The sequence below is a fragment of the Pseudomonas sp. PAMC25584 genome, from assembly GCF_058135675.1.
Window position 1 is genome coordinate 4485403 of sequence record NZ_CM176870.1, and the last position, 21484, is coordinate 4506886.

Genomic DNA, 21484 nt, shown 5'->3' on the forward strand with positions numbered 1-21484 from the left:
CATTCACCAACGAAAACGCAGTTGCGCCTGCGGCTCAGGGGCGGCGGCCGGCTGTGTAGCGTCCACCGGCGGTTGCTGAGCCGGCGCCTCACCTGCGGGAATCTCCTGCAACCTGGCCAGACTCAACTGAGTCCGCAACTGATCGGCGCTGCCATTGACGCGATACACAATACGATTGCCATCCACGCGCTGCGGCTGGCCGCCAAACGGCTCAAGCAAGTGGCCCAGCGCGGCGTAGCGTTCCAGGGTCATCCCCTGCACTTCCAGCAATTGCTCGGTGCTCACACCCGGCTTGACAGCAAAGCGCGGCGCCAGTTTTTGGCTGACGGCCAGCATCACGGCATCGGCCACGGCGGCGGTGTCGGCCCCTTGCGCAGTGCCCTGCTCGCTCTTGTCGCCCAGCCACAGGCGCCATTTGGCCTGCCATTGGCTGCCTTCCTGGCGCGCATGCACCGCGAGCATCGCATCGGCGCCGTAGCGTTCCGAGGCCGCACGCAACGGCGTGGCGTCCGCGCTTTCCAGATTCGGCGCGGTGGCAACCACCTGCTCATCCAGATCCCCCAACGGCAGGCGCAGCGGCAAGCCGCGGTGTTGCGCCGCGCGCCGCAACGCCTGGGCGATGGCCTGGCCATCACCCACCAGGCTGCTGCCGTCGGTCGAGTCGTTCAGCCACCAACCGAGGATCGACGGCCGATTGCTGCCCCAGATCGACAAGCCCGCGCCACGCAACGCGCGATCGGTGCTGACCGGATCGAAATCCACTTGCAGGCTTTCCGGCGGGCCGGCGTCGTAGCCGTATTGGCTGATGATTTGTTGCGGGTCCTTGCGAACCGCCGCCAGGCCCGGGCCATCGACGGCCTTGGCGTCGCCAGTCAGGCGGAGCACCAGGGTTTGAACGGCGCGCTGGGTCGCCTGGTCGCGTTCTTGCGGGGACTGGCTGCTGACCGGTTCGAGTACTTGATAAAGACCATTGAGGGTTTCGGCATGACTCGCCAGGCTGACCAACGACAAGCAGCCTACAAAAAAGACATTACACAGACGCATGGAAGATTCCCGAACGACAAAATTAGCGGCTGGAACAGACCGCGTGATCTCGGTTTGCCAAGGCTGTGACCACAGCGACCGGCAAAACATTCACGGAGTCTCGGTAAGTTTTCCTACTGTCATAACGATAGCGGCTTCAAGGCTATACCTTAATACGCACCGAAGCAGAGCCGATTAGCATTTTTTTAACCGGCTTTTTAACCTATATGGCCCTGCCCGTCGGCCCGAGGATGGCCGCTGCCCCTCAAGCCTGATAAAATCGCGCGCCTTCGCAGACCGTCAGCGGCTGGGCCTTTTTCACAAGAGCCCTTGCCCACTCGGTCGTTACCCCTGAATCCCCCCTAAAGGCCTGGATCATGAGCAAGCAACCCTCCCTGAGCTACAAGGACGCCGGTGTAGACATCGACGCCGGTGAAGCATTGGTCGAACGCATCAAGAGCGTCGCCAAGCGCACTGCGCGCCCCGAAGTCATGGGCGGCCTGGGCGGTTTTGGCGCCCTCTGCGAAATCCCGGCCGGCTACAAACAGCCGGTGCTAGTCTCCGGCACCGACGGCGTGGGCACCAAGCTGCGCCTGGCACTGAACCTGAACAAACACGACAGCATCGGCATCGACCTGGTCGCCATGTGCGTCAACGACCTGGTGGTGTGCGGCGCAGAGCCGTTGTTCTTCCTTGACTACTACGCCACCGGCAAGCTCAACGTCGAGACCGCCACCCAGGTGGTCACCGGTATCGGCGCCGGCTGTGAATTGTCGGGTTGCTCCCTGGTCGGCGGCGAAACCGCTGAAATGCCGGGCATGTACGAAGGCGAAGACTACGACCTGGCCGGTTTCTGCGTCGGCGTGGTAGAAAAAGCCGAGATCATCGACGGCTCCAAAGTCGCTGCCGGCGACGCCCTGCTTGCCCTGCCATCGTCCGGCCCGCACTCCAACGGTTACTCGCTGATCCGCAAGATCATCGAAGTGTCCGGCGCCGACATCGAAAACATCCAGCTCGACGGCAAGCCACTGACCGACCTGCTGATGGCCCCGACGCGCATCTACGTCAAGCCACTGCTCAAGCTGATCAAGGACACGGGCGCGGTCAAAGCCATGGCCCACATCACCGGCGGCGGCCTGCTGGACAACATCCCGCGCGTCCTGCCAAAAGGCGCCCAGGCGATTGTCGACGTGGCCAGTTGGCAGCGTCCTGCGGTATTCGATTGGCTGCAAGAGAAAGGCAACGTCAACGAAACCGAAATGCACCGCGTACTGAACTGCGGCGTGGGCATGGTGATCTGCGTGGCGCAAGAGCACGTGGAAACCGCGCTGAACGTACTGCGCGAAGCCGGCGAGCAGCCTTGGGTCATCGGCCAGATCGCCGCTGCTGCTGAAGGCGCGGCTCAGGTTGAACTGAAGAACCTTAAGGCGCACTGATGCCTGCAACCTGTGATGTCGTAGTGCTGCTCTCCGGCACCGGCAGTAATTTGCAGGCCCTGATCGACAGCACGCGCACCGGCGACAGCCCGGCGCGCATCGCTGCGGTGATCTCCAACCGCAGCGACGCCTATGGCCTGCAACGCGCCAGGGACGCGGGCATTGCCACGCGCACCCTGGATCACAAGGCTTTCGAAGGTCGCGAGGCCTTCGACAGCGCCTTGATCGAACTGATCGACACCTTTAACCCCAAACTCGTGGTACTGGCCGGCTTCATGCGCATCCTCAGCGCAGATTTCGTGCGGCACTACGCAGGACGGCTGCTGAATATCCACCCTTCCCTGCTGCCCAAGTACAAAGGCATGCACACCCATCAGCGCGCCCTCGACGCGGGCGACAGCGAGCATGGCTGCAGTGTGCATTTTGTTACGGAGGAACTCGATGGCGGGCCTCTGGTCGTACAGGCAGTGGTTCCGGTAGAGTCTGACGACTCGGCGCAGACGCTTGCGCAACGGGTTCATACCCAGGAACACAGGATTTACCCGCTGGCTGTTCGCTGGTTTGCCGAGGGGCGGTTGATTCTTGGTGAACAGGGTGCATTATTGGACGGTCAGTTACTCGCGGCCAGCGGCCACTTGATTCGAACCTAGGAGATTTTATGCGTCGCGCCTTGCTCTTCGCTTTTGCGCTGTTCGCCTTGCCTGCGGTGCAAGCAGCAGATTTACATCCTTTCTCCGCCAGCTATACCGCCGACTGGAAACAGTTGCCCATGAGCGGCTCGGCCGAACGCAGCCTGACCCACAATGGCGACGGCACTTGGACCTTGAACTTCAAGGCGTCCATGATGATCGCCAGCCTCACCGAAACCAGCGTGATCCACTTCGACAAGGACGCCCTGCAACCGAAGAGCTACACCTTCGAACGCGGCGGCCTGGGCAAGGCGAAGAAGATCAACCTGGACTTCGACCAGACGGCCAAGAAAGTCACCGGTTTTGAAAACAAAGATCCGGTCAACGTCGCCCTGCAAAGCGGCATGCTCGACAAGTCGACCTACCAGTTGGCGCTGCAGCGCGATGTCGCGGCAGGCAAGAAGAGCATGAGCTACAACGTGGTTGAAGGCACCGACGTCGACACCTACGACTTCCGCGTGATCGGCCCGGAAAAGGTCCAGACCAAAGCCGGCTCCATCGACGCGATCAAGGTCGAGCGCGTGCGTGACCCAACCCAAAGCAAGCGTATCACCCAGATGTGGTTTGCCAAGGACTGGGGCGGCATCCTGGTTGCTCTGCGTCAGGTGGAAACCGACGGCAAGGAATACAACATCATGCTGCTAGACGGTACGGTTGACGGTCAGTCTGTCAAAGGTAGCTGATAGCGCTGATGCGTTGAAAAGAGCCTCGCGCAATGCGGGGCTTTTTTTCGCCTGGGATTTTTTAGGCAAGGCCACTATCGCCATCGCGAACAACGCCAATCCAATATTAAAGCCTTACGCCAAGATGAAACTTTTGTCATAAAACTCAGCAGCCTGCGGCGCAATGTCGCGGTTTACGCGGCCTGCTGGATTGTTGCGATTACTGCAAAGAACTGTTGCAGGAAAAATCAGTTTACGTAGCAAGCTAACAAAACATATAACAAACGCCTGCGACGACTTGCCGCAGATCAACCAGAGATTGGAGCAAGCAGATGACTGTAAAAGTAACTGAACGCGACGACGAACATATGTCCCACGAAGCATTGGGCCATGGGATTCACATCTGGGATGTACACCAACAAGACCTGCTGGTCGGCATGTTTCATAACGAGAGCGACGCTCATAATTATAAGAACGAGCTCGAAAGCCTTGAGATGAAACGCCAGGCACAAAGCGTCTGAATATTTGTAAGACAGGCGCCAGGCCCACGCAGCTTGGCTGCCTGAAAACAAAAACCCGCCTTTGAGCGGGTTTTGTTGCCTCTACAGCCTCACCACATCAGATCATCCGGGATCTGGTAGGCGGCGTATGGATCATCCTCATCCGGCACCTGGCTTTCCGTCAGGATATTGAGCTGGACGATACGCTCCGGCGCGCGCTCCTGGATCTTCAGTGCCGCTTCGCGCGGAATCACCTCGTAACTGCCAGCGTGATGCACGATCGCCAGGGAACCGTTGCTCAGCTTGTTACGCATCAGCGTGTTGACCGACAGACGCTTGACCTTCTTGTCATCCACGAAGTTGTAGTAGTCCTCGGTGGTCAGCTTGGGCAGGCGCGAGGTCTCGATCAGTTGCTTGACTTGGGCCGTGCGGGCCTTGGCCTCGGCCTTTTCCTGCTGCTGGCGGTTCAGCTCCTGGTCGCGCTTGACCTTCTCGGCCATCGCTTCCTGGGCCAGGCGTGCCTGGGTGTCATCGGCCTCGGCCTGGCCCTTGTGGACCAGACGTTGCTGTTTCTGTTTGTCTTTGCCGACCTGCTTGGCCTGCTTTTGGTTGACCAGACCTGCTTTGAGCAACTGGTCGCGAAGGGAAAGGCTCATGGTGCTTACTCACTTAGGCAACTGCTCAACCGCAGCTGGACACATTCTTTTCCTGGCGTTTGGCTTCGCCCCACAGGGCGTCCAACTCTTCGAGGGTGCAATCTTCCATGGATTGGCGCGTATCGCGCAATGCCTGTTCGATAAATCGGAAACGTCGCTCGAACTTGGCATTGGCACCGCGCAAGGCAGTTTCCGGGTCGACCTTGAGGTGCCGGGCCAAGTTGACCGCCGCAAACAGCAGGTCACCGACTTCATCGGCGATGGCCACTGCATCGTTATCGGCCATGGCTTCGAGCACTTCATCCAGCTCTTCGCGGACGTTATCCACCACCGGCAAAGCAGCGGGCCAGTCGAAACCGACCTGGCTGGCGCGCTTTTGCAATTTGGCGGCACGGGACAGGGACGGTAAAGCGGTGGGCACATCGTCGAGTAGGGAAAGTTGCTCAGGAGCGTCGGACTTTTCTGCACGCTCCTCGGCCTTGATCTGCTCCCAGCGCGCCTTGACCTGCTCCTCGCTCAGTTGCGCGACATCCAGCGGCGCGTACAGATCGCCGGTGGGGAATACATGGGGATGACGTCGAATCAGCTTGCGGGTGATGCTGTCGATCACTCCGGCGAACTCGAAGCGCCCTTCTTCGCGCGCCAGTTGGCTGTAATACACCACTTGGAACAGCAGGTCGCCCAGTTCGCCTTGCAGGTGATCGAAGTCGCCGCGCTCGATGGCGTCGGCGACTTCGTAGGCCTCTTCCAGGGTGTGCGGGACGATGCTCGCGTAGGTTTGTTTGATGTCCCACGGGCACCCGTACTTCGGATCGCGCAGGCGGCTCATCAGGTGCAGCAGATCTTCAAGTGAATACATCATTCTATTTCCGATCAGGTATGAACACAGCCGATCAAATGTGGGAGGCGGCTTGCCCCCGATTGCGGTGGGTCAACCAAGAATCTGGTACCTGACACTCCGCTTTCGGGGACAAGCCCCTCCCGCCTTTCAGACTGTGTTCATCCAGATGCTCATGGGGTGCGGTTGCGCCGGGTTTCGATGATGTTCGGCAACTGGGAAATCCGCCCCAGCAACCGCCCCAACGCGTCCAGCCCCGGAATCTCGATGGTCAGGGACATCAACGCGGTGTTGTCCTCCTTGTTCGAGCGGGTATTGACGGCCAGCACGTTGATCCGCTCATTGAGCAGCACTTGCGACACGTCACGCAGCAGGCCGGAACGGTCGTAGGCACGGATGATGATGTCCACCGGATAGGTGAGCACCGGCACCGGCCCCCAACTGACCTGGATGATCCGCTCCGGCTCGCGCCCGCCCAACTGCAGCACCGAGGCGCAGTCCTGGCGGTGAATGCTCACGCCACGGCCCTGGGTGATGTAGCCGACAATGGCGTCGCCCGGCAGCGGCTGGCAGCAACCGGCAATTTGCGTCATCAGGTTGCCGACGCCCTGGATCTGGATATCGCCACGCTTGCCAGGCTTGTAGCCGGTGGCTTTGCGCGGGATCAGTTCCAGCTGTTCGTTGCCCCGCTCCGGCTCCACCAGTTGCTGGGCCAGGTTGACCAGTTGCGCCAGGCGCAGGTCGCCGGCACCGAGAGCGGCAAACATGTCTTCGGCGATCTTCATGTTGGCTTTTTCAGCCAGCTTGTCGAAATCCACCTGGGGCAGGCCCAGGCGCGCCAGTTCGCGTTCGAGCAGGGTTTTGCCGGCGGCGACGTTCTGATCGCGCGCCTGCAGCTTGAACCAGTGGACGATCTTCGCCCGCGCCCGCGACGTGGTGATGTAGCCCAGGTTCGGGTTCAGCCAGTCGCGGCTCGGCGTGCCGTGCTTGCTGGTGATGATCTCGACCTGTTCACCGGTCTGCAGGCTGTAGTTGAGCGGCACGATGCGCCCGTTGATCTTGGCGCCCCGGCAGTTGTGGCCGATTTCGGTGTGGACGCGGTAGGCAAAGTCCAGCGGCGTGGCGCCCTTGGGCAAGTCGATAGCGTGGCCGTCGGGGGTGAAGATGTAGACCCGGTCCGGTTCGATATCCACCCGCAGTTGTTCGGCCAGGCCGCCGATGTCGCCGAGTTCTTCGTGCCATTCCAGCACTTGGCGCAGCCAGGAGATTTTCTCTTCGTACTGGTTGGACCCGGCCTTGACGTCGGTGCCCTTGTAGCGCCAGTGCGCACACACCCCCAACTCCGCCTCTTCGTGCATGGAGTGGGTGCGGATCTGCACTTCCAACACCTTGCCCTCGGGGCCGATCACCGCTGTGTGCAGCGAGCGATAGCCGTTTTCCTTGGGGTTGGCGATGTAGTCGTCGAATTCCTTGGGGATGTGCCGCCACAGGGTGTGAACGATACCGAGCGCGGTGTAGCAGTCGCGCACTTCCGGCACCAGCACCCGCACGGCGCGCACGTCGTAGATCTGGCTGAACTCCAGGCCTTTGCGCTGCATTTTGCGCCAGATCGAATAGATGTGCTTGGCGCGGCCGCTGATGTCGGCGTCGACGCCGGTGGCCTGCAGCTCGGCACGCAACTGGCCCATCACGTCGGTGATGAAACGCTCACGGTCGAGCCGGCGCTCATGCAGCAGCGTGGCAATCTGTTTGTATTGGTCGGGTTCGAGGTAGCGGAAGGACAAGTCCTCCAGTTCCCACTTGATATGGCCGATACCCAGGCGATGCGCCAGGGGCGCGTAGATGTCGAAGACCTCGCGGGCGACGCGGTTGCGCTTTTCGTCGTCGGCGGTCTTCACCGCACGGATCGCGCAGGTGCGTTCGGCCAGCTTGATCAAGGCGACGCGCACGTCGTCGACCATCGCCACCAGCATCTTGCGCAGGTTTTCCACCTGGCCCTGGGTGCCCAGCACCATGGACTGGCGTGGGCTGAGGCTGGCGCTGATGGCGGCCATGCGCAGCACGCCGTCGATCAACTTGGCCACCAGCGTGCCAAAACGCTGGCTGACCAGCGGCAAGGCAATATGCCCTTCCCGCACGCCGCGATAGAGCACGGCGGCGATCAGCGAATCCTGGTCCAGCTTGAGATCCGCGAGGATCTCAGCGATTTCCAACCCGGTACGAAAGCTTGAAGTGCCCTCCGCCCACAGGTTCTTGGCCGCATTGTCTTGCTGTTCAGACTCACGAGCGAACTCGCAGGCTGCTTTCAAGGCTTCACGGTCCAGTGCCGGGTCGACACTGACGGCATGATCCAGCCATGCCTCGAGATTGATACTGCCGTCGGTGTTGATCGGCTGGTGTGCTCTCACCTGTACCATCTTGCTTACCTTCCCTACGACGCACCTTTGATGCGCCAAAAATCATCGCTGACCTGCTTTATCACTAAAGCTCACACACTCCCAGGCAGATCACGGCCCAGGAGAATGCAGGCCAGTCGGATTAAACGGGCGTCCTAGCCCGCTTCAAATAACGCCATCGCCTCGACATGCGCGGTTTGCGGAAACATGTCGAGAATCCCGGCACGTTTTAGCCGGTAGCCCTGCTTGACCAGCTCAACCGTGTCCCGCGCCAGCGTGGCCGGGTTGCAGGACACGTACACCAGGCGCTTGGCTCCCAGAGTGGCGAGCTTGCGCACAGCCTCCAGGGCACCATCGCGGGGTGGGTCCAAGAGTACCGCAGAAAAGCCCTGTTTGGCCCAGTCCGCGTCAGTCAGCGACTGGGTTAAATCGGCCTGAAAAAACTGCACATTATGCAAATTATTGCTGATGGCATTGAGCGCCGCGCGCTCGACCATCGCCTGTACACCTTCCACCGCCACCACTTCGCGCACCTGGCGAGCAAGTGGCAGCGCGAAGTTACCCAGGCCGCAAAACAGGTCCAGCACCCGCTCATCGGCTTGCGGCGCCAGCCATTCAAGCGCCTGGGCCACCATCGCCGCGTTGACCCCGGCGTTGACCTGAACAAAATCGCCCGGTCGATACGCCAGTTCCAGATCCCATTGTTCCAACCGATAGCCAAGGGCCTGGTCAGGCTCGACCGGTTCGGGCTGGCCCTCGCCATGCAGCCACAACTGGGCCTCATGGAAAGCGCAAAATTCGTTGAGGATCAGCAGGTCGGCGTCCGACAACGGCGCCATATGCCGCAACAATACGGCGATGGACGACCCGCTGAACAACTCCACATGCCCCAAAGCCTGAGGTTTGCTTAGGCGGCGCAGCATACCGGGCAAACGCTGCATGATCGGTTGCAAGGCCTGTACCAGCACCGGGCAATCGTCGATGGCGACGATGTCCTGGCTGGCCACGGCGCGGAAACCGACTTCCAGTTTCTTGGCCTTGGCATCCCAGCGCACGGCCACACGGGCGCGACGCCGATAGCCCAGCTCGGGCCCGCTCAACGGCGCGGCCCACTCTTGCGGCTCGACCCCCGCCACACGCGACAGCTGCTCGGCGAGCATGCGCTGTTTCAGGGCAAGTTGTTCAGCATGGGGCAGGTGCTGCACGCTGCAACCGCCGCAACGGCCGAAGTGCGCGCACGGTGCCGGGCGGCGCAGCTCGCTGGCCTTGAACACCCGCTCGGTGCGCGCCTCGACCACTTTGCCGTGGGCGCCCAACACCCGCGCTTCGACCTCTTCGCCGGCCAGCGCACCGTTGACGAACCACGTGCGGCCTTCAAAGAACACGATGCCACGGCCATCATTGGCCAGGCGCTCGATGGTCAGGCGTTGCTTTTTGCCCACGGGGATCTGTGGGGCACGGCTGCCGCCCGTCGGTTGGAAGCGCAGGCCTCTCTCGTGCTTGGCCATCAGTTGGGTTCGTCGAAAATGCCGGTCGACAAGTAACGGTCGCCACGGTCACAGATGATCGCGACGATCACCGCGTTTTCCACCTCCTTGGACAATCGCAACATGCCGGCCACGGCGCCGCCAGCGGACACGCCGCAGAAGATGCCTTCTTCACGGGCCAGGCGGCGCGTGGTGTCTTCGGCTTCACGCTGGGCCATGTCGATGATGCGATCCACGCGCGAGGCGTTGTAGATCTTCGGCAAATACTCTTCGGGCCAGCGACGAATGCCGGGGATCGACGCGCCTTCCATCGGTTGCAGGCCGACGATCTGGATCGCCGGGTTCTGCTCTTTCAGGTAGCGCGAGTTGCCCATGATGGTGCCGGTGGTGCCCATGGAGCTGACGAAATGGGTAATCGTGCCCTGGGTCTGGCGCCAGATTTCCGGGCCGGTGGTGGTGTAGTGCGCCTCGGGGTTGTCGCCGTTGGCGAACTGGTCCAGCACCTGGCCACGGCCTTCGGCGGCCATGCGCTCGGCGAGGTCGCGGGCGCCTTCCATGCCTTCTTCCTGGGTGACCAGGACCAATTCGGCACCGTAGGCGGTCATCGCAGCCTTACGCTCGGCGCTGCCGTTGTCGGGCATGATCAGCACCATCTTGTAACCCTTGATCGCCGCAGCCATGGCCAGGGCGATCCCGGTGTTACCGGAGGTGGCTTCGATCAGGGTGTCGCCGGGTTTGATCTGCCCGCGCAGCTCGGCGCGCGTGATCATCGACAGCGCCGGACGGTCCTTGACGGAACCGGCCGGGTTGTTCCCTTCGAGCTTGAGCAACAGGGTATTGCTGGTTTCACCCGCCATGCGTTGCAAGCGGACCAGGGGCGTGTTGCCGACGCAATCGGCGATTGTAGGGTACTGCAAGGTCATGGCGTATTCGCAATCCAGACTGCGGGGACGAACATCATACCGGGAAAGCCTGGCGCGCCATATCACGCAAAGTGCGGTGCTTATGGCTTATAGGAATAAGCGAGTGAAGTGGCGCGCCCATCGGGGGCAAGCCCCCTCCCACATTTGCCCTGTGCTCACCAAAAATAGTGTGTACCCCACAACCCCCTGTGGGAGGGGGCTTGCCCCCGATGGACGCGCCTCGATAAATGGACTAGCCCAAATACCCATCGCCATGATTTCTCTGAAAAACCTCTTCCCCCATCGCCGCGATCTGCCCGTCAATCAGCGCCTCAAACGGCTTGAGCAGCGCGGCAAACGATGTCGGCGCCTCCAACACCTGCAACGCCTGCACAATCGCCTCTACCGTCGACAACGCACCGGGGCCCGGCGCCTTGCGCAGCCGGTAGCGCGAGACGGCCGCCTCGACCAGCGTCACCCTGGGCAGCGCCGCCAGCAGCGGGTTGAGGTGCAACAACTTGCGCGCCTTGCGCCATGTGCCGTCGGGGACCACCAGCAACAACGGCTCGTCACTCTGTCCATAAGCCTGCAGCGGCCGGGCATCGTCAGCGGGAAACAACAGGCGCGCCTGATAACCAGGCGGGTTCAACAAACTCGGCAGATCATCGAATACCTCGCCCACCACCAACTGCGCATTTTTCAAGCCCAACGCCGCCAGCCGCGCGGTATTGAGCGCATGGTTGACCTCGCTCGGGTGCTGCAGCAGTAACACGCGGGTGCGGCTGTCGAGGCTGGGGATCAGCGCGCACAGGCAATGGCTGGTAGGCCGCAGGCAACGGGAGCAGTGGGGTCTGGACATGGTTTTTCAGGCCTGGTTGAGCTGGGTTTTGAGCAAGTCGCGAAAGGTCTGGATCAGCGGTTCACGGCTACGGCCACGGCGCATGATCATCGAGAACGGCGCCTGGTAGCCGAAGGTCGCCGGCAGCAGCACCCGCAGGTCGCCCTTGTCGGCCCACGCCTGGGCGTAGTGCTCGGGCAGGTAGCCGATGTAGGCGCCGGACAGCACCAGGATCAGTTGCGCCTCCATACTTTCCACGGTGGCGGCGCTGTGCTTGAAGCCATGGCGTGCCAGCTCCGCCTGGCTCCAGTAGCCGCGCCCGACCATGCGTTGTTGGGTGATCACCTGTTCAGGGATGCGCCGCTCATTGAACAGCGGGTGCCGGGTGCTGCAATACAACCAGTGCTGCTCGCGGTACAGCGGCATATAGATCAGCCCGCTCATGCGATTGGAAAACGCGCCGATGGCCAGGTCCAAGCGGTTGTCCTGCACGCCCAATTGCAGTTCGTAAGGACTCATCACCGACAAATGCAAATGCACCGCCGGGTGTTCCAGGCTGTAGGCGCCGATCACTTCGGCGAACGGCAGGGCCTTGTCGCTGACGGTGGAGTCGAGCACGCCAAGCTTAAGCGTGCCACGCAGTTCGCCTTTGAGCGCGGCGGCGTATTGCTCGAAGCCTTCGAGCTCGCCCAGTAGCCGCAGGGTTTCCTGATGGAACAGCTCGCCCTTGCTGGTCAGGCTGAACCCGCCCCGGCCGCGATGGCACAGCACCAGGCCCAACGCCGATTCGAGCTGGCTCATATAGGTGCTGATCGCCGAGGTCGAGAGGTTGAGTTCGTGCTGCGCATTGGCGAACCCCTGGTGGCGCACGATGCTGACAAAGATGCGCAGGAGTTTCAGGTCGGGCAAGGCGTTGGCCATGGTCGGCTCCGGGGAGGTGATCGCAGCAGTCTACCTGCCGGCATTAGTTTAGAAAAATCTGAACTAAGTATTTACCCCTGCCGATTCTTCCCGCCCCAGGCTTTTCGCAGAATCGGCCCCTTATAAACACAACAACGATGAGGCAATCCCGTGGACAAGATTTTCCACCAACCACTGGGCGGCAACGAAATGCCGCGCTTCGCCGGCATCGCCACCATGATGCGTCTTCCCCATTTGCAATCGGCCAAGGGCCTGGACGCGGCCTTTATCGGCGTGCCACTGGACATCGGCACCTCGCTGCGCGCCGGCACCCGCTTCGGGCCCCGGGAAATCCGCGCCGAATCGGTGATGATCCGCCCGTACAACATGGCCACCGGTGCCGCACCGTTCGACTCGCTGTCGGTGGCCGACATCGGCGACGTGGCAATCAACACCTTCAACCTGCTCGACGCCGTGCGCATCATTGAAGAAGCCTACGACGAGATCCTCGAGCACAACGTGATCCCCATGACCCTGGGCGGCGACCACACCATCACCCTGCCGATCCTGCGGGCGATCCACAAGAAACACGGCAAGGTCGGGCTGGTACACATCGATGCCCATGCCGACGTCAACGACCATATGTTCGGCGAGAAGATCGCCCACGGCACCACCTTCCGCCGCGCGGTGGAAGAAGGCTTGCTCGATTGCGACCGCGTGGTGCAGATCGGCCTGCGCGCCCAGGGCTATACCGCCGAAGACTTCAACTGGAGCCGCAAGCAGGGCTTTCGCGTGGTGCAGGCTGAAGAATGCTGGCACCACTCCCTCGCGCCGTTGATGGCCGAAGTGCGCGAAAAAGTCGGCGGCGGCCCGGTGTACTTGAGCTTCGACATCGACGGTATCGACCCGGCCTGGGCACCGGGCACCGGCACGCCGGAAATCGGCGGCCTGACCACCATCCAGGCGATCGAAATCATCCGTGGCTGCCAAGGCCTCGACCTGATTGGTTGCGACCTGGTAGAAGTTTCGCCGCCTTACGACACCAGCGGCAACACCTCGCTGCTGGGCGCCAACCTGCTGTACGAGATGCTCTGCGTACTGCCCGGCGTGGTGCACCGCTGATGAGCGCGCGCGAGGTATTGCAGGCCGCCGCCGATTTGGTCTCGGCCTTTGCGCGCAATGATCGCGCGGCCTACTTCGGCGCATTCACCGCCGACGCCAGCTTTGTGTTCTACACCCTGCCCCAGCCGCTGCTCAGTCGCGATGCCTACCAGGCATTGTGGGATAGCTGGCGCCGGGACGAGGGGTTCGAGGTGCTGTCCTGCATCTCGAGCAACGCCGTTGTCAGCCTGCAGGGTGATGTGGCGATTTTTATGCATGACGTGGCCACCGAGCTGCGCATGAACGGGGAGCAATTCAATAGCCAGGAACGCGAGACCATTGTCTTCACACGGCAAGGGTTAGACGTACAACAAAAACAAGGCCTGTGGCTGGCCTGTCACGAACATTTGTCCGCTATGCCGGAAGGGCTGCCGCCCCCTTAGCCAATGTGATCGGAGCTGATCATGAATAATAAAAACAACGAAAACAGTATTCGCAAGATAGAAACCAACGGGGTCGAACAGATCCCGGACCACGAACGTACCGCCGGGCCCAAGGATCTGTTTCGCCTGATCTTCGGCGGTGCCAACACCTTTGCCACGGCGGTGCTGGGCGCCTTCCCGGTGCTCTTCGGCCTGTCGTTCCAGGCCGGTGTCTGGGCGATTGTGCTGGGCGTGCTGGTGGGTGCGCTGATCCTGGCGCCCATGGGCCTGTTCGGGCCGATCAATGGCACCAACAATGCCGTGTCGTCCGGGGCGCACTTCGGTGTACACGGGCGGATTATCGGCTCGTTTCTGTCATTGCTGACGGCGATTGCCTTCTTCTCACTGTCGGTGTGGAGTTCAGGGGATGCGCTGGTAGGCGGTGCGAAACGCCTGATCGGCCTGCCGGAAACCGACCTGACCCTGGGCCTGGCCTACGGCGTGTTTGCCATTCTGGTGCTGACGGTGTGCATCTACGGCTTTCGCTTCATGCTGTGGGTCAACCGCATTGCGGTATGGGCGGCGAGCCTGCTGTTTCTGTTGGGGATCTTCGCGTTCGCGCCGACCTTCGACAGCCACTTCGCCGGCACCGTCGCCCTCGGCCAGAGCGGCTTCTGGGCCGCGTTTATCGGCGCGGCGCTGGTGGCCATGAGCAACCCGATCTCCTTCGGCGCGTTCCTCGGTGACTGGTCGCGCTACATCCCGCGTGAAACGCCGAAAATGCGCATCATGCTGGCGGTGGTCGCAGCACAGATCGCCACCTTGATCCCGTTCTTGTTTGGCCTGGCCACTGCGACCATCGTCGCGGTCAGGGCGCCGGACTACATCGCTGCCAACAACTACGTCGGCGGTTTGCTGGCGGTGGCGCCGAGCTGGTTTTTCCTGCCGGTGTGCCTGATCGCGGTGATCGGCGGCATGTCCACCGGCACCACGTCGCTGTATGGCACGGGGTTGGACATGTCCAGCGTGTTCCCGCGCCTGCTGTCGCGGGTCAAGGCCACGTTGCTGATCGGGGTGATGTCGATTGCCTTCATCTTCATCGGACGTTTCGCCGCCAACCTGGTGCAAAGCGTGTCGACCTTCGCGGTGCTGATCATCACCTGTACCACCCCATGGATGGTGATGATGATCATCGGCCTGATCGTGCGCCGCGGCTTCTACTGCCCGGACGACCTGCAGGTGTTTACCCGCGGCGAACGCGGCGGGCGCTACTGGTTCAGCCACGGCTGGAACTGGCGCGGCCTGGGCGCCTGGATTCCGAGCGCGCTGGTGGGGCTGTGCTTCGTCAACCTGCCGGGGCAGTTTGTCGGGCCACTGGGCAATCTCGCCGACGGCATCGATATCAGCCTGCCGGTGACCTTGGGGCTGGCCTCGGCGGTGTACCTGACCTTGCTTCGCGTGTTCCCGGAACCGGCTTGCGTATATGGGCCGACCGATCCGCGCAGCAAACGCACGGACGTGCGCGCTGAACCGGCGCTGCAACAGGCCGCCTGATTCCCATAAAAAAGACAATCGGAGACTCGCCGTCATGGCTTTGGATTTATTCGTCGTACTCATCTACGCCGCCGGCATGCTCGTGCTCGGCTATTACGGCATGCGCCGCGCCAAGACCCACGAAGACTACCTGGTCGCCGGGCGCAATCTCGGCCCGACGCTGTATATGGGCACCATGGCCGCCACGGTATTGGGCGGTGCGTCCACCGTCGGCACCGTGCGCCTGGGATATGTGCACGGCATCTCCGGCTTCTGGCTGTGCGCCGCGCTGGGCATGGGGATCATTGCACTGAACCTGTTCCTGGCCAAGCCGCTGCTGAAGCTGAAAATCTTCACCGTCACCCAGGTCCTGGAAAAACGCTACAACCCCATGGCCCGCCAGGCGAGTGCGGTGATCATGCTGGCCTACGCGCTGATGATCGGCGTGACCTCGATCCTGGCCATCGGCACCGTGCTGCAGGTGCTGTTCGGCCTGCCCTTCTGGATTTCGGTGCTGCTCGGCGGTGGCGTGGTGGTGGTGTACTCGACCATCGGCGGCATGTGGTCGCTGACCCTGACCGACATCGTGCAGTTCGTGATCAAGACCGTCGGCCTGATGTTTATCCTGCTGCCGATCTGCCTGTACCGCGTCGGCGGCTGGGACGAACTGGTGACCAAGCTGCCGGCGTCGAGCTTCAGCTTCACCGCGATCGGCTGGGACACGATCATCACCTACTTCATGATCTACTTTTTCGGCATCCTGATCGGCCAGGACATCTGGCAACGGGTGTTCACCGCTCGCGACGAAAAAGTCGCCCAGTACGCAGGCACCTTCGCCGGTTTCTACTGCATTCTCTACGGCCTGGCCTGTGCGTTGATCGGCATGGCGGCCCATGTGCTGATCCCCGATCTGGATAACGTCAACAACGCGTTTGCCGCGATCGTCAAAATGTCGCTGCCCGATGGGATTCGTGGATTGGTGATTGCGGCGGCGTTGGCGGCGATGATGTCGACGGCCAGCGCCGGCTTGCTGGCGGCGTCCACCGTATTGACCGAGGACCTGCTGCCACGTTTGCGCGGCGGCAAGCAGTCGAGCCTGAACATCAACCGCCTGTTCACGATGCTGACCGGTATCGCGGTACTGGGCATCGCCCTGGTGGTGAACGATGTGATCAGCGCCCTGACCCTGGCTTACAACCTGTTGGTGGGGGGCATGCTGATCCCGCTGATTGGGGCGATTTTCTGGAAGCGCGCGACGACCGCAGGGGCGATTACGTCCATGACCCTGGGCTTTGTGACCGCGCTGGTGTTCATGTTTAAGGATGGCTTGGACGCGAACACGCCGATCTACTACAGCCTGGCGGTGGCGTTGGTGAGTTTTGTCGGGGTGAGCCTGTTGTCGCGCCGGCCTGAAACGGTGCCCGCTCGGGCGGCCTGAACAAACACTTGGCCTATCACGTTTTCTTCAGCGGGTGCGACGTCGGATGTCGCACCCGTTTTTTTTTGCGTGGCGTACAAGACAGGGTGGGGGCGGGTTTGCTCGCTCCTACACAAGCCCGCACCTACATTAATTCTGCGGCATTCCAGTGGCTGCGGTTTAGCGCCGACGTGGACGACGCTGCTCATCATCCGTGCGAATGGGCACCGGCTGCAGCGGGGGCTCGATCAGACCCAGCGCAACGCCAAGGTCGTGGAGCCAGTTTTGGATTTTCTCTTTCATGATTGCCCCCTTTGAGGGTAGTGCGGGTCGGCGGGAATTCGTTCGCCTCTTCCTACAGATAGTAGCCCTAACTCCTACGCATTGCTTCAACGAAACCACAACGAACTATTACTGAATTGATTCAAATGCCGACGGTACGTTCAGGCAATCGCACGGGCGTCTTGCGGCAACTCTGCCTGGCCTTCGCGCTGCAGTTCGATCCATGCGTTGAGATTAGCGCCGAGCATACCCTTTCGCCACATCAGCCAGGTGGTCGCAGTGGCAAAAGGCCCAGATAGGGGATGAACGGACACGCTGTCCTTGCCTGGCAGGCTGTCGAGCATGGATTCGGACATCAGGGCCACGCCGGAACCGGCGATCACACAGGCGAGCATGCCCTGGTAAGACTCGATCTCAATGGCGCGGCCCATGGCCACGCGCTCGTGGGAAAACCACGTCTCCAAACGTCTGCGATAGGAACAACTGCGTCGGAAGGTGAACACCGCACGGCCGGCCACATCCTGGGGACCGTGTACCGGTGGGTGGTCGGCTTCGCAAATCAGCACCAGCTTTTCGTCGCACAGGGGCACACCGTCCAGCGTCGCGAGGGTCAGCGGGCCGTCGACCAGCGCAGCGTCAAGACGCCCGGTGATCAAGCCTTCCAGCAGCTCCCCGCTGGGCGCCGACTGCACCTGCAAATTCACCAGCGGATACGCCTTGTGGTAGCGCGCCAACAGTTTCGGTAAGTGAATCGCGGCGGTGCTGTACATGCTGCCCAGCACAAAGTCGCCGGCCGGTTGCCCGCCTTGCACGGCACCGTGGGCTTCGTCGTGCAGCGCCAGCAGACGGGTGCTGTAGTCCAGCAACACTTTGCCCGCTGGGGAAAGCTGCAGGCGTTGACGTTCACGGACGAATAAATCGACGCCCAGTTGTTCCTCCATCTGCTTGAGCCGGGTCGACAGGTTCGACGGCACGCGGTGCAAGCGCTCGGCAGCGCGGGTGATGGAGCCCTCTTCCGCCACGGCCTGGAAAATGCGCAATTGACTGAACTCCATACCTTTCTCCAAAACTGAACAAGTTGATCACTATTATTCAATTTTACAGAACATCAATCCACCTTAGCCTGCACATCATTCGCTTTCCCGCAGGAAACCTTGAACATGTCCCCCTTGATTCGCCTCCTCGCCAGCTTTATCGCCTTGATGATGGCCATGGGCATTGGCCGCTTCGCCCTCACCCCGCAAATGCCGCATTTGCTGAGCGAAGGACAGATCGATCTGACAGGTGCCGGGCTAATCGCTGCCGCCAACTACCTGGGCTACTTCGTCGGTGCGGTGGATTCGATTTTTGCCCGCAGCCATCAGCATGTGCGCGCCCGTTTGTACGGCGGGTTGTGGTTGTGCGTGCTGCTGACCCTGGCGTCGTACTGGGCCCATGGGTTCTGGCCGCACCTGCTGTTGCGCTTCGGCACCGGCGTGGCCAGCGCCTGGGCACTGGTGATGATCACCAGCCTCAGCCAACCGCTGGCGATTGCCGCAGGGCAGCCACGCTTGGGCGCCCTGGTGTTTGCCGGGCCGGGCCTGGGGATTCTATTGACCGGCCTGCTGGCGCTAGGCTCGAACCTGCTGGGGCAAAGCTCCGCGACGCTGTGGCTGGTCTACGGCGGGGTGGCGCTGCTGATGCTGCTGGCGATCCTGCCTTTCCTGCCTCGACCGAGCCTCACTGACGCGCCCATCAGCGGCGCGGACAGCAATGCGAGCATCGCGCACCTGGGCGGGATTTATTTTCTGTTCGGCCTTGGCTACATCATTCCGGCGACCTTTCTGTCACAGATGGCCAGCGCGCAGTTCAAGGGCGCCTGGCAGGCAGACCTGTTCTGGCCATGCTTTGGCCTGGCGGCTGCGCTCGGTGTGGTCGTGGCGAGCCTGCGCCGCAAGGCCGCGAACACAACCCGTCGCTGGCTGATGACAACCCTATGGCTGCAAGCGGCGGGCGTGTTTGCCTGCTTGCTGGGCAACGGCTGGGGTCTGGCGCTGGGCGTGTTGCTGTGCGGCGGGCCTTTTCTGGCGTGTATGCAGTTGGTGATGGCGCGCTTGCGGGAGGTGGCGCCGCACGGCTATCAGCGCAGCACCGGGGTGCTGACTGCCTGCTTCGCGATCGGCCAACTGAGCGGCCCGTTGCTCGCATCGGTGAGCAGCCATCTGAGCGACGGCCTGCAACCGGCGCTGGTGATTGCCGGTTGCGGGCTGTTATTGGCGGGCGCGGTGTTGCTGCGCCACGCTACGACGGTCACCCAGCAATCACCGGCGTTGACACGCGAGCTTGTTCGCGTCGAGCGAGCACCAGCAAAAACAGCCCACCCAGGAAACAGCCGGTAAACCCGGCGTAGAAGTCCACCAGCAGAATCCCGAACAACGGCCCGCAGAAGGCAAAGGTGTTGTATTAGGCTCAGCAACGGTGCGCGCCTAAATTCTGTACACAATCACTTGCACGCCCGTTGCGCACACAGATGGCCAACCGTGCAACAAACAGCGCTGAGAAACGTGCCCCAGGCCATGTCCATGAGCGCCAGCCCCGCCGACCAACCTTGCAGCGTGGCCCAGTTGCTCAGGTCATACGTGCCGTAGGCCACCAGACCGAACAAAGCCCCCAGGCGCGCCGCGCGCAGCCAAGTGCCGCTGGGCAAGATCACCAACACCACGCAACCGAGGACATAGAGCAGATAGAACAGCATGGCAGGCAACAGCCGCGGCTGCTCGAGCATCAGCGGGCCCAACAGGGTTTTGTAGGTCGGCCCCATGAGGACACCGAGCCAGAGGCCGTCGAACACCAGAAAGGCGAGCAAGGTGCCGAGGTAAGCGAACAAGGATTTGCGGGGCATCGGCACAGCCTCTGTAGGAGCGATTTGCTCCTACAGAAGAGCAAACCGCACTTAGCTTAGTTCAATACGATCCGCGTGAATCACAATCTGGCCCTGCTTGTAGAGCGCACCAATGGCTTTCTTGAAGTTGCCTTTGCTAACGCCGAACAAGTTGCTGATCACTGCCGGGTCGCTTTTATCGCTGACCGGCAAGCTACCGTTGTTTTCACGCAGCTTGGCGAGGATCTTCGAGTTGAGGCTGGAGGCCGCTTCCTGACCGACCGGTTGCAGGCTCAGGCTGATATTGCCGTCGGCGCGGATTTCCTTGATAAAGCCTTTCTCTTCCTTGCCCGGGCGCAGGAACTTGAACACTTCGTTCTTGTGGATCAGGCCCCAGTGCTTGTTGTTGATGATCGCCTTGAAGCCCATGTCCGTGGCCTCGGCCACCAGCAGGTCGACTTCCTGGCCCACCTGGTAGTTGGCGGGCGTCTTATCGAGGTAGCGGTCAAGACGCGCGGTCGCGGTGATGCGCTTGGTGTGCTTGTCGAGGTAGACATGCACCACGCAATATTCGCCAGCGGTCAATTGACGTTTTTCTTCCGAATACGGCAGCAACAGATCCTTGGGCAAACCCCAATCGAGGAAAACACCAATGCTGTTGACTTCGACGACTTTCAAACTAGCGAATTCGCCGACTTGAACTTTGGGTTTTTCAGTGGTGGCGATAAGTTTGTCATCGCTGTCCAAGTAAATGAATACGTTAAGCCAGTCTTCATCTTCACTGGGAATATCTTTGGGGATATACCGATTAGGCAAGAGGATTTCACCGTCTTGCGCACCATCCAGGTACAAACCAAAGTTAGTGTGTTTAACCACTTGCAAGCTGTTGTAGCGCCCGACTAAAGCCATTTCCAATACCCTCATTGCGTGGGCGGCATTCTACCCGAGTTGCGCCCGGCACGCGCGCGCGCTTGAAAAATCGCGGGCTTGCATGGCGTTCTACTGGCTGCGCCCCGCTCGTCTGATCAGTCGGCTGAATTTTGCAGCGCTTGCTGCACCCGGCAGGCCGCGTGGTTTCGAGTTAAAACAGCAAGTTAGGGGCTTATTTCGACGACAAACTTTGCGTGTTTCAGCCATCACTGTAAATACCAGGGGATATTTACCAAGCAATTGTCAAGCATTTCCTGTACGATGCCTGGCCAAGTTAATTTTCTACAGGTTAGTGGCCGCCATGCGCGTAAAAGCATCCAATAGCAAAGCAAAGCCAGCTCCCGCCGTCGAAACCAGCGAGTCGATCAACAGCCAGATCGCTGCGTTCCTCAAGTCCGGTGGCGAAATCCAGCAGATTGCCAAGGGCGTGAGCGGCCAGACTTTCGGCCCGTCCAAGCAGATCAGCCTGGGCAAGAAGTAAGCTGACGGCGCAATACACCTGGTCCCTAAGCGTCTTGCCAGCAAGGCGCTAGGACTAGAGTCCGAAACACCCTCTTGCTTCACCCCCTGCTCCACAAAATCGACGAACGGGCCTCAGCACCTGGGATTCGC

At 61.2% G+C, this 21484-nt stretch carries 22 protein-coding genes; 10 read left to right on the forward strand and 12 right to left on the reverse strand.

From position 1 onward, the window contains the following. Nucleotides 1–3: 3 nt before the first annotated feature. Nucleotides 4–1044: a DUF2066 domain-containing protein gene (locus ACS5Q8_RS20790; RefSeq protein WP_276194256.1), complete on the reverse strand. Its 1041-nt coding sequence runs from the start codon at nt 1042–1044 to the stop codon at nt 4–6. A gap of 356 nt (nt 1045–1400) precedes the next feature. Between ACS5Q8_RS20790 and purM the strand changes: the two genes are divergently transcribed. The 4 genes from purM to ACS5Q8_RS20810 all read left to right on the forward strand — a co-directional run bounded on the left by purM (nt 1401) and on the right by ACS5Q8_RS20810 (nt 4331). Continuing rightward, the gene (purM, locus tag ACS5Q8_RS20795; protein ID WP_247397040.1) at nt 1401–2459 is read left to right on the forward strand and encodes a phosphoribosylformylglycinamidine cyclo-ligase; all 1059 of its coding nucleotides are present in this window, start codon (nt 1401–1403) and stop codon (nt 2457–2459) included. After that, the gene (gene purN / locus ACS5Q8_RS20800) at nt 2459–3109 is read left to right on the forward strand and encodes a phosphoribosylglycinamide formyltransferase (protein ID WP_276194257.1); all 651 of its coding nucleotides are present in this window, start codon (nt 2459–2461) and stop codon (nt 3107–3109) included. The genes purM and purN overlap by 1 nt, the downstream gene beginning before the upstream one ends. A gap of 8 nt (nt 3110–3117) precedes the next feature. Next, nucleotides 3118–3831: a DUF3108 domain-containing protein gene (locus ACS5Q8_RS20805; protein ID WP_276194258.1), complete on the forward strand. Its 714-nt coding sequence runs from the start codon at nt 3118–3120 to the stop codon at nt 3829–3831. 311 nt (nt 3832–4142) lie between these two features. Then, nucleotides 4143–4331, forward strand: a complete 189-nt coding sequence (locus ACS5Q8_RS20810; protein ID WP_247397035.1) for a hypothetical protein — start codon at nt 4143–4145, stop codon at nt 4329–4331. A gap of 89 nt (nt 4332–4420) precedes the next feature. On the opposite strand, the gene ACS5Q8_RS20815 is transcribed toward ACS5Q8_RS20810, so the two are convergent. The 7 genes from ACS5Q8_RS20815 to ACS5Q8_RS20845 form a co-directional block, all read right to left on the reverse strand. Further along, on the reverse strand, nt 4421–4966 hold the full coding sequence (locus ACS5Q8_RS20815) for a DUF2058 domain-containing protein (RefSeq protein WP_247397034.1): 546 nt from the start codon (nt 4964–4966) through the stop codon (nt 4421–4423). A gap of 25 nt (nt 4967–4991) precedes the next feature. Next, nucleotides 4992–5825, reverse strand: a complete 834-nt coding sequence (gene mazG / locus ACS5Q8_RS20820; protein WP_426100114.1) for a nucleoside triphosphate pyrophosphohydrolase — start codon at nt 5823–5825, stop codon at nt 4992–4994. Between the two features lie 152 nt (nt 5826–5977). After that, entirely contained in the window at nt 5978–8221 is a 2244-nt protein-coding gene (relA, locus tag ACS5Q8_RS20825; protein ID WP_247397032.1) for a GTP diphosphokinase, read from the reverse strand. A gap of 134 nt (nt 8222–8355) precedes the next feature. Next, nucleotides 8356–9708 carry a 23S rRNA (uracil(1939)-C(5))-methyltransferase RlmD gene (rlmD, locus tag ACS5Q8_RS20830; protein ID WP_426100059.1) on the reverse strand — a complete coding sequence of 451 codons (1353 nt, stop codon included), beginning with the start codon at nt 9706–9708 and terminating at the stop codon, nt 8356–8358. After that, on the reverse strand, nt 9708–10610 hold the full coding sequence (gene cysM / locus ACS5Q8_RS20835) for a cysteine synthase CysM (protein WP_276194260.1): 903 nt from the start codon (nt 10608–10610) through the stop codon (nt 9708–9710). The genes rlmD and cysM overlap by 1 nt, the downstream gene beginning before the upstream one ends. Nucleotides 10611–10842: 232 nt before the next feature. Continuing rightward, a complete protein-coding gene (locus tag ACS5Q8_RS20840; protein WP_276194261.1) occupies nt 10843–11448 on the reverse strand; it encodes a tRNA-uridine aminocarboxypropyltransferase in 606 nt (201 codons plus the stop codon). 6 nt (nt 11449–11454) lie between these two features. Beyond that, nucleotides 11455–12348 carry a LysR family transcriptional regulator gene (locus ACS5Q8_RS20845; RefSeq protein WP_247397420.1) on the reverse strand — a complete coding sequence of 298 codons (894 nt, stop codon included), beginning with the start codon at nt 12346–12348 and terminating at the stop codon, nt 11455–11457. A gap of 150 nt (nt 12349–12498) precedes the next feature. On the opposite strand from ACS5Q8_RS20845, the gene speB reads away from it, so the two are divergent. From speB to ACS5Q8_RS20865, 4 genes are read left to right on the forward strand one after another with little or no spacing between them, the layout of a single operon-like run. Next, nucleotides 12499–13449, forward strand: coding sequence for an agmatinase (gene speB / locus ACS5Q8_RS20850; protein WP_247397418.1), 951 nt, complete (start codon nt 12499–12501; stop codon nt 13447–13449). Then, nucleotides 13449–13871, forward strand: a complete 423-nt coding sequence (locus tag ACS5Q8_RS20855; RefSeq protein ID WP_465159376.1) for a YybH family protein — start codon at nt 13449–13451, stop codon at nt 13869–13871. The genes speB and ACS5Q8_RS20855 overlap by 1 nt, the downstream gene beginning before the upstream one ends. A 21-nt stretch (nt 13872–13892) precedes the next feature. Beyond that, the gene (locus ACS5Q8_RS20860) at nt 13893–15404 is read left to right on the forward strand and encodes a purine-cytosine permease family protein (protein WP_443693485.1); all 1512 of its coding nucleotides are present in this window, start codon (nt 13893–13895) and stop codon (nt 15402–15404) included. A 34-nt stretch (nt 15405–15438) separates the two neighbouring features. After that, on the forward strand, nt 15439–16821 hold the full coding sequence (locus tag ACS5Q8_RS20865) for a sodium:solute symporter family protein (protein WP_276194264.1): 1383 nt from the start codon (nt 15439–15441) through the stop codon (nt 16819–16821). 159 nt (nt 16822–16980) lie between these two features. On the opposite strand, the gene ACS5Q8_RS20870 is transcribed toward ACS5Q8_RS20865, so the two are convergent. Continuing rightward, complete coding sequence (locus ACS5Q8_RS20870; RefSeq protein ID WP_003193089.1) at nt 16981–17103, reverse strand: PA1414 family protein; 123 nt, start codon at nt 17101–17103, stop codon at nt 16981–16983. Nucleotides 17104–17243: 140 nt separating this feature from the next. Continuing rightward, nucleotides 17244–18137, reverse strand: coding sequence for a putrescine utilization regulator PtrR (gene ptrR / locus ACS5Q8_RS20875; protein ID WP_443693483.1), 894 nt, complete (start codon nt 18135–18137; stop codon nt 17244–17246). 105 nt (nt 18138–18242) lie between these two features. Between ptrR and ACS5Q8_RS20880 the strand changes: the two genes are divergently transcribed. Then, a complete protein-coding gene (locus ACS5Q8_RS20880) occupies nt 18243–19460 on the forward strand; it encodes a YbfB/YjiJ family MFS transporter (protein WP_426100063.1) in 1218 nt (405 codons plus the stop codon). Nucleotides 19461–19564: 104 nt separating this feature from the next. Here ACS5Q8_RS20880 and ACS5Q8_RS20885 read toward each other — a convergent pair whose 3' ends face one another. Then, a complete protein-coding gene (locus tag ACS5Q8_RS20885; protein ID WP_276194267.1) occupies nt 19565–19963 on the reverse strand; it encodes a DUF2177 family protein in 399 nt (132 codons plus the stop codon). Between the two features lie 51 nt (nt 19964–20014). Continuing rightward, entirely contained in the window at nt 20015–20851 is an 837-nt protein-coding gene (locus tag ACS5Q8_RS20890; protein ID WP_028617391.1) for a CvfB family protein, read from the reverse strand. 322 nt (nt 20852–21173) lie between these two features. Between ACS5Q8_RS20890 and ACS5Q8_RS20895 the strand changes: the two genes are divergently transcribed. Continuing rightward, nucleotides 21174–21353, forward strand: a complete 180-nt coding sequence (locus ACS5Q8_RS20895; protein WP_003193095.1) for a PFL_1563 family small protein — start codon at nt 21174–21176, stop codon at nt 21351–21353. Nucleotides 21354–21484 lie beyond the last annotated feature (131 nt).

Bases quoted from the DNA above. Each gene is read 5' to 3' on its own strand.
- ACS5Q8_RS20790 (WP_276194256.1), bottom strand. From the start codon at position 1,044: ATGCGTCTGTGTAATGTCTTTTTTGTAGGCTGCTTGTCGTTGGTCAGC.
- purM (WP_247397040.1), top strand. From the start codon at position 1,401: ATGAGCAAGCAACCCTCCCTGAGCTACAAGGACGCCGGTGTAGACATC.
- purN (WP_276194257.1), top strand. From the start codon at position 2,459: ATGCCTGCAACCTGTGATGTCGTAGTGCTGCTCTCCGGCACCGGCAGT.
- ACS5Q8_RS20805 (WP_276194258.1), top strand. From the start codon at position 3,118: ATGCGTCGCGCCTTGCTCTTCGCTTTTGCGCTGTTCGCCTTGCCTGCG.
- ACS5Q8_RS20810 (WP_247397035.1), top strand. From the start codon at position 4,143: ATGACTGTAAAAGTAACTGAACGCGACGACGAACATATGTCCCACGAA.
- ACS5Q8_RS20815 (WP_247397034.1), bottom strand. From the start codon at position 4,966: ATGAGCCTTTCCCTTCGCGACCAGTTGCTCAAAGCAGGTCTGGTCAAC.
- mazG (WP_426100114.1), bottom strand. From the start codon at position 5,825: ATGTATTCACTTGAAGATCTGCTGCACCTGATGAGCCGCCTGCGCGAT.
- relA (WP_247397032.1), bottom strand. From the start codon at position 8,221: ATGGTACAGGTGAGAGCACACCAGCCGATCAACACCGACGGCAGTATC.
- rlmD (WP_426100059.1), bottom strand. From the start codon at position 9,708: ATGGCCAAGCACGAGAGAGGCCTGCGCTTCCAACCGACGGGCGGCAGC.
- cysM (WP_276194260.1), bottom strand. From the start codon at position 10,610: ATGACCTTGCAGTACCCTACAATCGCCGATTGCGTCGGCAACACGCCC.
- ACS5Q8_RS20840 (WP_276194261.1), bottom strand. From the start codon at position 11,448: ATGTCCAGACCCCACTGCTCCCGTTGCCTGCGGCCTACCAGCCATTGC.
- ACS5Q8_RS20845 (WP_247397420.1), bottom strand. From the start codon at position 12,348: ATGGCCAACGCCTTGCCCGACCTGAAACTCCTGCGCATCTTTGTCAGC.
- ACS5Q8_RS20855 (WP_465159376.1), top strand. From the start codon at position 13,449: ATGAGCGCGCGCGAGGTATTGCAGGCCGCCGCCGATTTGGTCTCGGCC.
- ACS5Q8_RS20860 (WP_443693485.1), top strand. From the start codon at position 13,893: ATGAATAATAAAAACAACGAAAACAGTATTCGCAAGATAGAAACCAAC.
- ACS5Q8_RS20865 (WP_276194264.1), top strand. From the start codon at position 15,439: ATGGCTTTGGATTTATTCGTCGTACTCATCTACGCCGCCGGCATGCTC.
- ACS5Q8_RS20870 (WP_003193089.1), bottom strand. From the start codon at position 17,103: ATGAAAGAGAAAATCCAAAACTGGCTCCACGACCTTGGCGTTGCGCTG.
- ptrR (WP_443693483.1), bottom strand. From the start codon at position 18,137: ATGGAGTTCAGTCAATTGCGCATTTTCCAGGCCGTGGCGGAAGAGGGC.
- ACS5Q8_RS20880 (WP_426100063.1), top strand. From the start codon at position 18,243: ATGTCCCCCTTGATTCGCCTCCTCGCCAGCTTTATCGCCTTGATGATG.
- ACS5Q8_RS20885 (WP_276194267.1), bottom strand. From the start codon at position 19,963: ATGCCCCGCAAATCCTTGTTCGCTTACCTCGGCACCTTGCTCGCCTTT.
- ACS5Q8_RS20890 (WP_028617391.1), bottom strand. From the start codon at position 20,851: ATGGCTTTAGTCGGGCGCTACAACAGCTTGCAAGTGGTTAAACACACT.
- ACS5Q8_RS20895 (WP_003193095.1), top strand. From the start codon at position 21,174: ATGCGCGTAAAAGCATCCAATAGCAAAGCAAAGCCAGCTCCCGCCGTC.